Source organism: Aeromonas sp. FDAARGOS 1403, from assembly GCF_019047325.1.
GTDB lineage: Bacteria > Pseudomonadota > Gammaproteobacteria > Enterobacterales > Aeromonadaceae > Aeromonas > Aeromonas dhakensis.
In genome coordinates, this window is record NZ_CP077249.1 from 662,940 (window position 1) to 676,004 (window position 13,065).

The window sequence follows — 13,065 nt, forward strand, 5'->3', positions numbered from 1 at the left end:
TCCTACCGACGGCAGTAGTCGATGATCAGGTCCATAAAGGCTTCGCCGAAGCGCTCCAGCTTGCGGTGACCGACACCGTTGATCGCCAGCATCTCGTCTTCCGTCATCGGCATGAGCTGCGCCATCTCCACCAGGGTGGCGTCGTTGAACACCACGTAGGGCGGCACCTCTTCATCCTCGGCGATCTGCTTGCGCAAGGCGCGCAGCTCCTTGAACAGCCGCTTGTCGTAGTTGGCGTTGTCGAGCAGGCCGTTGCGCTTCTCCTTGCGACTGGAGATGGGCTGCAGGCGGGGCACCGCCAGTTCCAGCTTCACCTCGCCGCGCAGCACGGGGCGGGCCGCCTCGGTCAGCTGCAGCACCAGGTTGCGGGTGATGTTCTGGGTCAGCAGCCCCTTGTGGATCAGTTGTCGGATGACGCTCATCCAGTACTCATGGCTCTGATCCTTGCCGATGCCGTAGGTCGAGAGCTTGTCGTGGCCGTGATCCTTGATGCGCTGATTGAGCGAGCCGCGCAGTACCTCCACCACATAGCCCACCCCAAAGTTCTGACCCACCCGCCAGACGCAGGAGAGCGCCTTCTGGGCATCTTCGGTGCCGTCATAGCTCTGGGGCGGATCGAGGCAGATATCGCAGTTGCCGCACGGCTTGTCGTTGTATTCGCCGAAGTAGTTGAGCAGCACCTGACGGCGGCAGGTCTGCGCCTCGGCGAAGGCCGCCATCACGTTGAGCTTGTACTGCTCCACCTGCAGTTGCTGGGGATTCTCGATGTTGTCGAGCAGCCGGCGCACCCGCCCGATGTCGGCGGGATCGTAGAGCAACAGCGCCTCGGCCGGGGTGCCGTCGCGCCCAGCCCGACCGGTCTCCTGATAGTAGGACTCGATGTTCTTCGGGATGTCGTAGTGCACCACGAAGCGCACGTTGGGCTTGTCGATGCCCATGCCAAACGCCACCGTCGCCACCACTATCTCGATGTCATCCTTGAGGAAGGCCTCCTGGGTCTGCTGGCGCAGCTCGAGGGGCAGGCCGGCATGATAGGGAGCAGCCTTGCAGCCGTGACGGGAGAGCCGCTCGGCTACCTCCTCCACCCGGTTGCGGCTGGAGCAGTAGACGATGCCGCAGTTGCCCTTCTGGCTCTGCACATAGCGCAACAGCTGCTCGGCCGCCTTGAACTTCTCCACCAGGCTGTAGCGGATATTGGGTCGGTCGAAGCTGGCTGTGTGGATAAAGGGATCGTTCAGTTCCAACCGGTGCAGCATGTCGCTGCGGGTCGCCTCGTCGGCGGTGGCGGTGAGTGCCACCACGGGCACCTGGGGGAACCACTGCTTGAGCCGCCCGAGCGCCGCATATTCCGGCCGAAAATCGTGTCCCCACTGGGAGACGCAGTGCGCCTCGTCGATGGCGAACAGGCCGAGCGGCAGCTCCGCCAGCCGGTCCATGAATTCGTGCTGCAGCAGGCGTTCGGGAGAGACGTAGACGATTTTTATCTCGCCGCGCCGCATGGCGGCAAAGTTCTGGATCATCTCCTCCCGGCTCAGGGCCGAGTTGATGTAGACCGCCGCCACGCCGTTGGCGCGCAGGCTGTCCACCTGATCCTTCATCAGCGAAATGAGGGGGGAGACCACCACCCCGAGCCCGGGCCGCAGCAGCGCCGGGATCTGGTAGCAGAGCGACTTGCCGCCGCCGGTGGGTTTGAGCACCAGCGCATCGCGCCCCGCCACTATCTGCTCGATGATCTCGAGCTGGCCCGGCCGAAACTGCTGATAGCCGAACACCGCCTGCAACAGGGCAAGAGGGTTCTCTGGCTGAGGGTCAGGCAGGGTTTCGGCAATGACGGTCATGGGCTCTCCTTTGGGGTCGCCATTCTAAAGCAGCCGCCGCCCACAATAAACCTGCCATTGCGACTGTTAAGGAAGTGTTGCAGACTGGCTGGAGTTTTTACTCGGCTATGCCGACAGGGATTGGACTCAAGGAATGAAACAGATGCTCAAGAAGATGGCGCTCAGTGGCATTGCCAACCTGTTCGCCGAGAGGATGCCCTTCAACAAGCTGATCGGCATGCAGGTCACCCACTACGACTTCGACAAGGTGGAGCTGCGTATCAAGATGGAGGAGAAGCTGATCGGCAACCCCTTCCACAACATCCTGCACGGCGGCGTCACCGCCAGCCTGCTCGACGTGGCCGGCGGCATGATAGTCGCCGCCTCCTGCATCGACGAGCTGGAAGACTTCTCCCCCAGCTATCTCAAGGAGCGCTTCTCCCGCCTCGGCACCATCGATCTCCGGGTCGACTACCTGCGGCCGGGGCGCGGCAACGAGTTCATCGCCACCGCCCACATCATCCGGGCCGGCAGCAAGGTCGCCGTTGCCCGCATGGAGCTGCACAACGAAGAGGGCACCCATATCGCCTTCGGTACCGGCACCTATCTGGTGGGCTGAACCCGCTCATTGCATAAAAACAGCGCTGCTAATCTGATTTTAATCATTAGAAACCTTACCCCCTCTGCCGCCACGGGGTTCATACTGAAAGTCGGGATTGTGTGCAGAGGGAGGATTGCAGGCGATGAGTGCGAAACTGGCCACCAAACCATCCAGAGCCTTGTTGAGGCAGCTCGAGTCCATGCTCGACGAGGTGCAGACACCCGAGTGTCGCCACTGGCTGGAACAGGAGCTTGAGGGATACTCTCTCTGTTCGCCCCTGCCCTGGTATCGCATCATAGCCTGTCGGCAACGCGGTCACTTCTTGGATCTGAAGACGGGAAAATACCTGACCTGTCACATCAACAGTCAAACGCTAAGCCAACGCGATCTGGCCCAGATTCAGTTCATCTATGCCCGTGAACCCGCCGCCCACTATTTGCTGCAACGCAATTCCGGTATTGAGCCCTGGCCAGAACAGCTGCTGGAAGATTATCAGGAGCAGCTGATCCCTGGCCATCTGTGCCTGCAAGCCTGGCATGAGCCCGTGTCTTCATTACGCGAACAACTGATGGAGGGAATAGAACATTTCATTAGTGAGTACCCCAAGCACGCGGCCTTGCAACCTCAACACAGCTTCAAGGCATTGCGGCATCAGCACTGGCATATCTAACAGGCGCCTGGCGCGCAAGGAGGGCACCATAGACAGAACCCAACGAGAGATTGCCACAATCTAGAGTGCCGGAGTCAGGATCAGACTCCACCCTGGGCCACCGAGCGGTGGCCCTTTTATTGTCAGGTTGTCTTGCACAGAACAACCCAACAAACGAGACAGCGAGGCAGCGAGGCAGCGAGGCAGCGAGGCAGGAAAGCAGGAAAGCAGGAAAGCAGGAAAGCAGGAAAGCAGGAAAGCAGGAAAGCAGGAAAGCAGGAAAGCAGGAAAGCAGGAAAGCAGGAAAGCAGGAAAGCAGGAAAGCAGGAAAGCAGGAAAGCATTGTACGACTGCCAGCGCTGGAGCCAGCCTCTGTTGAGGCGAAAGCCAAATGCGAAAAGGCCGCTCTATTGAGCGGCCTTTTCTAATGTGGTCGGTGTGAGAGGATTCGAACCTCCGACCCCTTCGTCCCGAACGAAGTGCGCTACCAAGCTGCGCTACACACCGATGTCTGCGGGACGGGAATTTACCTAAAGCCCCGACCCGACACAAGCCTTTTTTGCATTAAAAAGGAAAAAAAGTGCTGTTCGCTCAACTATTCAGCACTCCCCCCTCCGTTTTACCGAAATGCAGCCGGACGGTGACATTTCGCTAACCCAGTCTTAGGGCAGACGAAGCGACTCAGGCCCCAGCAACCGGCGTTGCCAATCCGCAATCGTGCCGTGCTCCAGCCAGTCCGCCGCATGCTTGCGCCAGTTGGGCGAGAGGGCCGGATTTTCCAGCAGCAACAGCAGGTCCGCCTCGTTGCGTAGCTGATTGAACAGGATATCGGCAGTACGCTTCACCGTGAGCTCAGGGTAGGGTCTGTCCACCAGCTCCAGTCGCTCCTGCGGCATCACCATCCCCTCCTCCAGCACCCGCAACAACCAGCCGCAGCGGCCACTGAGCTGCATCACCTGCGACATCTGGCCATAACCGAAACGCTGATTGAGCTTGAAACAGGGGGATCTGGGCTGGCTTATCTGGATCAGCGCCTCGCCGAGTCGATAGACATCGCCGATGCAGGCCTGCGCCTCGGTCAACCCGACCCCGGAGAGGTTCTCGCCGAAGGCGGCTGGCTGCCAGGGGGTACGCGGGGCCGCTAGGCCCAGCGCCGTCTGCCAGTTGTGCCACCAGGGGTAGTGATCGGCGGGATAGTAGTGCAGCGCCCGATCCGGGCCGCCATGGTGACGCTGGTCGCACTGTTCGTCGCCCGCGAGACCGCTGACGCCGCACCAGAGCGGTATGGTGGTGGCTTGTTTGTGGATGGCACTGACAAGACCGGGAACCAGTTCGGCACCCTGGCCGCTAAAGATGGAGATCCGCATTCTCATCCTCCGGATTGACGAGAGAATGCGGATCTTATCATGTGAGGGGTCAGGCGACTGCCTGCATCTGGGTGGTCATGGCGATCTCGGCACGGCGGCGTTTCTCAGCCTTGGCCATCAGATACCAGCTGCCGAAGGTGAACAGCGATACCGACAGCAGGATCAGGCTGGCCACCGCGTTGATCTCGGGTTTCACCCCGAGCCGCACCGCCGAGAAGACCTCCATCGGCAGCGTGGTCGAGCCAGGGCCAGAGACGAAGCTCGCCAGCACCAGGTCATCCAGCGACAGGGCAAACGACATCATGCCGCCCGCCGCCAGCGAAGGGGCGATCATCGGGATGGTGATCAGGAAGAACACCTTCCAGGGTTTGGCCCCCAGATCCATGGCCGCCTCCTCGATGGAGAGATCCAGCTCCCGCAGCCGCGCCGACACCACGATCGCCACATAGGCGGTACAGAAGGTGGTGTGGGCTATCCAGATGGTCACCATGCCCCGCTCGGCAGGCCAGCCCACCAGCTGGGCCATGGCCACGAACAGCAGCAGCAAGGAGAGACCGGTGATCACCTCGGGCATCACCAGCGGCGCCGTCACCATGCCGCCGAACAGGGTCCGACCGCGGAAGTGCGGGATCCGGGTCAGCACGAAGGCCGCCACCGTCCCCAGCGCCACCGCCGAGATGGCGGTGTAGAAAGCGATCTCCAGCGAGCGCAACACGGAGCTGATCAACTGCTTGTTGTCGAGCAGGCCGAAGTACCACTTGAGCGACCAGCCCCCCCATACCGTCACCAGCTTGGAGGCGTTGAAGGAGTAGATCACCATGATGATCATGGGCAGGTAGATGAACAGCAGCCCCAGCCACAGCATCAGCTTGGCAAAACCGAAACGTCTCATCATGCCTTGCCCTCCAGCTCTTTGGCCTGGTTACGGTTGAACAAGATGATGGGGATGATCAACACCGCCAGCATCACCACTGCCAGCGCGGAGGCCACCGGCCAGTCGCGGTTGTTGAAGAACTCCTGCCACAGCACCTTACCTATCATCAGGGTCTCGGGGCCGCCCAGCAGCTCCGGAATCACGAACTCACCCACCACCGGAATGAACACCAGCATGCAGCCGGCGATGATGCCGTTCTTGGAGAGCGGTACCGTGATCCGCCAGAACCGGGTCAGGTTGCGGGCGCCGAGGTCGGAGGCCGCCTCCAGCAGGCTCTGGTCATGCTTGACCAGGTTGGCGTAAAGCGGCAGCACCATGAACGGCAGGTAGGAGTAAACGATGCCGATGTAGACCGCCAGGTTGGTATTGAGGATCTGCAGCGGCTCATCGATGAGGCCGATGCCCATCAGCAGGCTGTTGAGCAGGCCGTTGTTGCTGAGAATGCCCATCCAGGCGTAGACCCGGATCAGGATCGCGGTCCAGGTCGGCATCATGATGAGCAGCAGCAGTACGGTCTGGGTCTCCTTGTTGGCCCGCGCAATGGAGTAGGCCATGGGATAACCGATCAGCAAGCAGAGAATGGTGCTGACCAGGGCCATCTTGAGGGAGCCGAGATAGGCCGCGATGTAGAGCTCATCCTCCCGCAGCAGCAGGTAGTTGCCCATGTTGAGCAGTATGGTGAGCTGATTGTCCGCCCAGCTCACCACGTCGGTGTAGGGCGGGATTGCCACGTCCGCTTCGGCGAAGCTGATCTTCACGACGATGATGAAGGGCAGCAGGAAGAACAGGAACAGCCAGAAGAACGGGATGCCGATCACCAGCTGCCGCCCCCCCAACGACTTCAGTCGTTTCAATGCCATCATGATTGCAGCACCACGCCGCTGTCATCTTCCCAGTAGAGGAACACCTGGTCATCCCAGGTCGGCCGCTTGCCGTGGCGTTCGGCGTTGGCGATGAAAGCCTGAACGATTTTGCCCGAGGGCAACTGGATGTAGTAAACCGAGTGACCGCCCAGATAGGCGATGTCGTAGACCTCGCCCTTGGTCCAGTTGAAGTCCGGATGCTCGATCTCCACCGGCTTTTGCAGGCTCATCAGCAGCTTTTCCGGCCGCAGGGCGTAGGTCACCTTCTTGTTCTCGGCGCGGGAGCTGATGCCGTGGCCCACGTAGATGGGCTGCTCCAGATCGGCGCAGGCGATGGTGGCGTGGTCCTGTTCGTCCTCCACCAGCAGGCCGTCAAACAGGTTGACGTTGCCGATGAACTCGCACACCAGCCGGCTGGCCGGGGTTTCGTAGATGTCCATCGGGCTGCCGATCTGCTCGATGCAGCCCAGGTGCATGATGGCGATCCGCTCGGCCATGGTCATGGCCTCTTCCTGGTCGTGGGTCACCATGACGCAGGTAACCCCGACCCGTTCGATGATCTCGACCAGCTCCAGCTGCATCTGGGAACGCAGCTTCTTGTCGAGCGCCCCCATGGGCTCATCCAGCAACAGCAGCTTGGGCCGCTTGGCCAGCGAGCGCGCCAGCGCCACCCGCTGACGCTGGCCACCGGAGAGCTGATGGGGCTTGCGGCGGGCATACTGGGTCATCTGCACCAGCTTGAGCATCTCCTCCACCCTGGCGTCGATCTCCGCCTTGGGCAGGTTGTCGTGCTTGAGACCAAACGCGATGTTCTGGGCCACCGTCATGTGGGGGAACAGGGCGTAGGACTGAAACATCATGTTGATGGGACGCTCATAGGGCGGCATGTCGGTGATGTCGACGCCATCGAGGAACAGCCGTCCCTCGGTGGGGCGCTCGAACCCCGCCAGCATCCGCAGCAGGGTCGACTTGCCGGAGCCGGACCCGCCCAACAGGGCGAAGATCTCACCCTTGTGGATGTTGAGGGACACGTTGTCGACCGCCAGCGTTTCATCGAACTGCTTGCTTACCCTGTCTATCTTGACCAGCACTTCTTTGCGTTGCTGGCTGCCCTCGAGGGCTTTCTTGTAGGCACTGGAGGCTATCGCCATTACCAAACTCCCAAAGGTAATACCGGCCGGGGCCGATCCATAAAACAGTCTGGCGCCCCGGGACGGGCGCCAAGGTTAGGTTCCGGACTTGATCCTGGTCCAACTCCGGGTGATCAGGCGCTGCACCGCACGGGGATGTGCCTGCTGCACATAGAGCCGTTCCAGCACCGCCTGGGGTGGATAGACGGATTCGTCTTCGCGCACGCGTTTCTCCATGAACTCTCCCGCCCTGCTGTTGGGGTTGGCATACCCCACGTAGTCGCTCACCTTGGCAATGACGTCAGGCTCGAGAATGTAGTTGATGAGGGCGTGCGCCTCTTTCACGTTGGTGGCATCGGCCGGGATCGCCATCATGTCGAACCAGAGGTTGCCCCCCTCCTTCGGAATGCTGTAGGCGATCTTGATCCCCTTGCCCGCCTCCTCGGCCCTCGCCGCCGCCTGCAGGATGTCGCCAGAGAAGCCGGCCGCCACGCAGATGTTGCCATTGGCGAGATCGCCGATGTACTTGGAGGAGTGGAAGTAGGCCACGTAGGGGCGCACCTTGAGCAACTGCTCTTCGGCACGCTTGAGGTCTGCCGGCTCATGGCTGTTGGGGTCGAGCCCCAGATAGTTGAGCGCCGCCGGGATCATCTCGTCCGCCGAATCGAGGAAGGCCACCCCGCAGTGGGAGAGCTTCTTCATGTTTTCCGGCTCGAAGATGGTCGCCCAGGAGTCGATCTTGTCGACCCCCAGCACCGCCTTGACCTTCTCGACGTTGTAACCGATGCCGTTGGTGCCCCACAGATAGGGCACGGCGTATTGATGGCCCGGATCCACCTTGTCGAGCTGCTTGAGCAGCACGGGATCCAGGTTGGCCAGATTGGGCAGCAGGGCGGGATCCAGCTTCTGGAAGGCCCCCGCCTTGATCTGCTTGGCCAGGAAATTGTTGGAGGGCACGACCAGATCGTAACCGGTACGGCCGGTCAGCAGCTTGCCTTCCAGCGTCTCGTTGGAGTCAAACACGTCATAGACGGTCTTGATCCCGGTCTTTTGCTGGAAGTCACTGAGGGTGGTCTCGCCGATATAGTCGGACCAGTTGTAAAAATGAACCACAGGGGCTGCCTGGGTCAGATTTGCAAACCCCAGGGTCAGGGCCAGCGTAGCTATCTTGGTCATGTGCACTTACTCAGTCCTCTTTATGTGTGATTTGCCAGTGCGCATCCATACGCGCCGTCCAACCTGTCGGGTGGGTCACCACCCTCCCGGCCGAACTGCGGACCGGGAGGGGCACTCTTCACTTACTTGCCTGACTTGATCTTGGTCCAGCTACGAGTCATCAGACGCTGCACCTTGGCCGGCAGATCCGGGAAGGTGTAGATCTTCTTGAGGGTCTCGTCGCTCGGGTAGATGCCCGGATCGTTGCGGATCTTCTCGGACACCAGCGGCACGGAGGCCTTGTTCCCGCTCGGATAGCTGACGGCGTCGGAGATCTGGGCGATCACCTCGGGCTTCATCAGATAGTTCAGGAATACATGGGCCGCTTCCACGTTCTTGGCATCGGCCGGAATGGCCAGCATGTCGAAGAAGCTGCCTGCCCCCTCTTTCGGGATCACGTAGGTCAGATTGATGCCGTTCTTGGCCTCGATCGCCCGGGACTTGGACTGCTGCAAGTCACCGGAATAGCCGACCGCCACGCACAGGTTGCCGTTGGCCAGATCCGAAATGTACTTGGAGGAGTGGAAGTAGGCGGTGTAGGGACGGATGGAGAGGAACAGCTCCTCCGCCTTCTTCAGCTCGTCCGGCTTCTGGCTGTCCGGCTTGAAGCCCAGGTATTGCAGGGCGGCCGGCAGCATTTCAGTCGGCGAGTCGAGGAAGGAGACACCGCACTCCTTCAACTTGGCCATGTTTTCCGGTTTGAACACCAGATCCCAGGAGTCCACCGGTGCCTTGTCACCCAGCACGGCTTTCACCTTCTCCGGGTTGTAGGCATAACCGATGGTGCCCCACAGGTAAGGAATGGAGTACTGGTTACCCGGGTCGCTCGGTTCGAGCGCCTTGAGCAACGAGGTATCCAGGTTTTGCCAGTTGGAGAGCTTGGACTTGTCCAGTTTCTGGAACACGCCCGCCTTGATCTGCTTGGCCAGGAAGGGGTTGGACGGCACCACGATGTCATAGCCCGAGCTGCCCGCCAGCAACTTGGCTTCCAGCACCTCGTTGCTGTCGAACACGTCGTAGACCACCTTGATGCCCGTCTCTTTCTGGAAGTCTTCCAGGGTGTTTGGCGCGATATAGTCGCTCCAGTTGTAGACGTGCAACACCTTCTCTTCGGCCATCGCCGCGCCGCTCATCATGACCAGCGCCACCGAGGCTGCAATCATTCCCGTTTTGAAAGACATCGTCCTTGTCTCCTAAGCAAATTGTATGCGCAAGCCAACCTGCCCGGCGCCCGCCTATCCCCGCAGCTTTGCCGCCGTCAGATCCAGACTGAGCCTGGCCAGATTGACCAATTCATCCACCTGTTCCTCGGTGATCACCAAGGGGGGCGATATGATCATGGTATCGCCGACCGCCCTCATCACCAAGCCATTGTTAAAGCAGAACTCCCGACAGGTCATACCGGCCTGCAGCTCAGCCGGGAAGCGGCTGTTGGTCTGCTTGTCCTGCACTATTTCCAGCGCGGCCACCAGGCCTTTGCCACGGGTTTCGCCCACCAGCGGATGGTCCGCCAGCTCCGCCCAGCGACGCTGCAAATAGGGGCCGATACTATCATGAACTCGCTTAACTATGCTTTCGTTTTGCATAAGCGTAATGTTGGCAATGGCCACGGCGCAGGCCACCGGATGACCGGAGTAGGTGAAGCCGTGGTTGAATTCGCCCCCCTCTTCCACCAGCACCTTGGCGACCCTGTCCCCCACCATCACGGCCCCCATCGGCAGGTAGCCGGAGGTGATCCCCTTGGCCAGGCACATGAGGTCCGGCTTGATGCCAAAACCCTCGCTGGCGAACCAGTGACCGGTGCGGCCAAAGCCGCAGATCACCTCGTCGGCGATCAGCAGGATGCCGTACTTGTCGCAGATGCGCTGGATCTCGGGCCAGTAGCTGTCGGGCGGGATGATGACGCCGCCGGCGCCCTGGATCGGCTCGCCAATGAAGGCGGCCACCTGGTCCACCCCCAGCTCCAGAATCTTCTCCTCCAGCTGACGGGCACGGGCCAGCCCGAATTCGTGGGCGCTCATCCCCTGCCCCTCGCCGAAGTGATAGGGCTGATCGATGTGCACTATGCCGGGGATCGGCAACCCGCCCTGAGCGTGCATCCCCTTCATGCCACCCAGGCTGGCCCCTGCCACGGTGGAGCCGTGGTAGGCGTTGTGGCGGCTGATGATCACCTGCTTCTCCGGCTGCCCCTTGCTGGCCCAGTAGTGGCGCACCATGCGCAGCACGGTATCGTTGCACTCGGAACCCGAGCCGGTGAAGAAGACGTGGTTGAGATGGGAGGGCGTCACTTCGGCCAGCAGGGTTGCCAGCTCGGCGGCAGGCGGGTGGCTGGTCTGGAAGAAGAGGTTGTAGTAGGGCAGTTGCTGCATCTGGCGGGTGGCGGCGTCCACCAGCTCCTGGCGACCGTAACCCAGGTTGACGCACCACAGACCCGCCATACCGTCCAGAATGCGCTTGCCTTCGGAGTCTTCCAGATAGACCCCCTCGGCACGGGTGATGATGCGGCTGCCTTTCTTGTTCAGCGCCTGAAAATCGGTAAACGGATGCAGATGATGGCTGGCTTCCAGTTGCTGCCACTCACGGGTGGTGTGCTGCATTGCTTGCTCCTCGGTTCCTTCGATGTAAGCGATGTTTGTTCGTCAACGGATGAGGGTGGGGGGCTCCCCCACTCACGCGTGGGAGAGCCTGACCTTGGCCCCGGCATTGTCGATATGAGCGGGAACACCCTCGGGCGCTCCCGGCAGGCCGATGCGCGTCAAGCGCGCATCCGGGTCACACGTTCAGCAGCAGGAACTCCCGTTCCCAGCGGCTGATCACCCCGAAGTAGGTTTCATACTCCTTGCGCTTCACCGCCACGAAGGCGCGGGTAAAGCGCTCGCCCAGCATCTCCTTGATGGGGTCGCACTGCTCCAGGTGGCTCAGTGCCTCCTCCAGCGAGCGGGGCAGGCTGTAGGGCAGCTCATAGGCGCTCGACTTCATCTCCGGCAGCGGCTCCAGCTTCTCCATCATGCCGAGGTAGCCGCAGGCCAGGGTGGCGGCCAGCGCCAGATAGGGGTTGGCATCGGCGCCGGCGAAGCGGTTCTCCACCCGGCGGGCGCTGGCCTCGGAGAAGGGTACCCGCAGCCCGCAGGTGCGGTTCTCCACCCCCCACTGGACGTTACGCGGCGCGCTCTCACCAAAGGTGAGGCGGCGGTAGGAGTTGACGTTGGGGGCCAGCAGCGCGGTCACCGCCGGGGTGTATTTCTGCAGGCCGGCGATGAAGTGCATGAACAGCTCGGAGTTGCCGCCGTTCTCAACCCCGAACAGGTTGCGACCGTTCTCATCTTCCAGACTCTGGTGGATGTGCATGGCAGAGCCGGGCTCATCGCTCATCGGCTTGGCCATGAAGGTGGCGTAAATCCCGTGACGGTGGGCCGCTTCCCGCATGGTGCGCTTGAACAGGAACACCTGGTCGGCCAGATCGATGGCATCCCCGTGCAGGAAGTTGATCTCCATCTGGGCGGCACCGGATTCGTGGATCAGGGTATCCACCTCCAGCTCCTGCGCCTCGCAGTAGTCGTACATGTCCTCGAAGATGGGGTCGAATTCGTTGACCGCGTCGATGCTGAACGACTGGCGGGCCGTCTCGGGGCGACCGTTGCGGCCGGTGGGCGGCACCAGCGGATAGTCGGGATCTTCGTTGCGCTTGACCAGGTAGAACTCCAGCTCGGGGGCCACCACCGGCTTCCAGCCCTGCTTCTCGTAAAATGACAGGACCCGACGCAGCACGGAGCGCGGCGCTATGTCGATCAGCTTGCCATTGATGTCGAAACAGTCGTGGATCACCTGGGCGGTGGGCTCCAGTGCCCAGGGTACGAAACGAATGGTATTGGGATCTGGATAGAGCTGCATGTCCCGCTCCAGCGGGTCGATCATGCTGTCGTCATCCGGATACTCGCCGGTCACCGTCTGGGTGAAGATGACCTCGGGCAGGCGCATGCCCCCTTCGCGCAGAAACTTGTTGGCTGGAATGATCTTGCCTCGGGCATTGCCGGTGAAATCCGGAAACAGGCACTCCACTTCCGTGATGCGATTGCTCTCCATCCAGCCCTTGATACTGTCCATGTTAAACCCCGACTCTACGGTTGCCATTGGCAAGGGTGTCTAATATATGGAACACCCTTGTTATCAAATTGTAATCAACATCACCATAAAAGCCCGCCATCAGGGGCAATGTCAAGCGGTGGTGTTTAAAAAACTATAAATAACGGCGCATATAATGACCATGGCGGGGACAAATACTAAACACCCTGTCATGGTAACGACTCACTGCAAAGCCGGTGCCAACGAGACGAGTTACCCCCGTATGTTCTCAGTCAGACCCTGTCGGAATCGGGCCATTTTTTTGCAAGGGCGCACAATCCTTGTCCTCTTTGCTTTGCATGCCTGCATTTTTTTGGTACAAGGCCCGCCCTGATTTGCACTCTCCTGCATGGATTTGGTGCAAATA

At 60.8% G+C, this 13,065-nt stretch carries 11 protein-coding genes and 1 tRNA gene; 2 read left to right on the forward strand and 10 right to left on the reverse strand.

Features of this window, described 5'->3' with window-relative positions; genetic code table 11:
* Window positions 1–2: 2 nt before the first annotated feature.
* A complete protein-coding gene (gene recQ, locus I6L33_RS03250; RefSeq protein WP_095591632.1) occupies window positions 3–1,838 on the reverse strand; it encodes an ATP-dependent DNA helicase RecQ in 1,836 nt (611 codons plus the stop codon).
* 133 nt (window positions 1,839–1,971) lie between these two features.
* Between recQ and I6L33_RS03255 the strand changes: the two genes are divergently transcribed.
* Both I6L33_RS03255 and I6L33_RS03260 read left to right on the forward strand, forming a co-directional pair.
* On the forward strand, window positions 1,972–2,436 hold the full coding sequence (locus I6L33_RS03255) for a thioesterase family protein (protein ID WP_029306122.1): 465 nt from the start codon (window positions 1,972–1,974) through the stop codon (window positions 2,434–2,436).
* A 124-nt stretch (window positions 2,437–2,560) separates the two neighbouring features.
* Window positions 2,561–3,088 (forward strand): hypothetical protein, encoded by a 528-nt coding sequence (locus I6L33_RS03260; protein ID WP_005306599.1) that lies wholly within the window; start codon window positions 2,561–2,563, stop codon window positions 3,086–3,088.
* A gap of 409 nt (window positions 3,089–3,497) precedes the next feature.
* Here the strand turns inward: I6L33_RS03260 and I6L33_RS03265 are convergent.
* The 9 genes from I6L33_RS03265 to I6L33_RS03305 form a co-directional block, all read right to left on the reverse strand.
* Window positions 3,498–3,574, reverse strand: a tRNA-Pro gene (locus tag I6L33_RS03265).
* 155 nt (window positions 3,575–3,729) lie between these two features.
* Window positions 3,730–4,434: an MOSC domain-containing protein gene (locus I6L33_RS03270; RefSeq protein ID WP_043170586.1), complete on the reverse strand. Its 705-nt coding sequence runs from the start codon at window positions 4,432–4,434 to the stop codon at window positions 3,730–3,732.
* Between the two features lie 49 nt (window positions 4,435–4,483).
* Window positions 4,484–5,326: an ABC transporter permease subunit gene (locus I6L33_RS03275; protein ID WP_005306605.1), complete on the reverse strand. Its 843-nt coding sequence runs from the start codon at window positions 5,324–5,326 to the stop codon at window positions 4,484–4,486.
* Entirely contained in the window at window positions 5,326–6,231 is a 906-nt protein-coding gene (locus tag I6L33_RS03280) for an ABC transporter permease subunit (RefSeq protein WP_010635771.1), read from the reverse strand. Before I6L33_RS03280 ends, I6L33_RS03275 begins: the two co-directional genes overlap by 1 nt.
* The gene (gene potA / locus I6L33_RS03285) at window positions 6,228–7,382 is read right to left on the reverse strand and encodes a polyamine ABC transporter ATP-binding protein (RefSeq protein WP_216973536.1); all 1,155 of its coding nucleotides are present in this window, start codon (window positions 7,380–7,382) and stop codon (window positions 6,228–6,230) included. The genes I6L33_RS03280 and potA overlap by 4 nt, the downstream gene beginning before the upstream one ends.
* A 75-nt stretch (window positions 7,383–7,457) precedes the next feature.
* Window positions 7,458–8,543 carry a polyamine ABC transporter substrate-binding protein gene (locus I6L33_RS03290; protein ID WP_017764857.1) on the reverse strand — a complete coding sequence of 362 codons (1,086 nt, stop codon included), beginning with the start codon at window positions 8,541–8,543 and terminating at the stop codon, window positions 7,458–7,460.
* A gap of 116 nt (window positions 8,544–8,659) precedes the next feature.
* Window positions 8,660–9,757: a polyamine ABC transporter substrate-binding protein gene (locus I6L33_RS03295; protein ID WP_017779519.1), complete on the reverse strand. Its 1,098-nt coding sequence runs from the start codon at window positions 9,755–9,757 to the stop codon at window positions 8,660–8,662.
* 54 nt (window positions 9,758–9,811) lie between these two features.
* Complete coding sequence (locus I6L33_RS03300) at window positions 9,812–11,173, reverse strand: aspartate aminotransferase family protein (protein ID WP_005306621.1); 1,362 nt, start codon at window positions 11,171–11,173, stop codon at window positions 9,812–9,814.
* Window positions 11,174–11,348: 175 nt separating this feature from the next.
* A complete protein-coding gene (locus I6L33_RS03305) occupies window positions 11,349–12,680 on the reverse strand; it encodes a glutamine synthetase family protein (RefSeq protein ID WP_017764859.1) in 1,332 nt (443 codons plus the stop codon).
* Window positions 12,681–13,065: the final 385 nt, after the last annotated feature.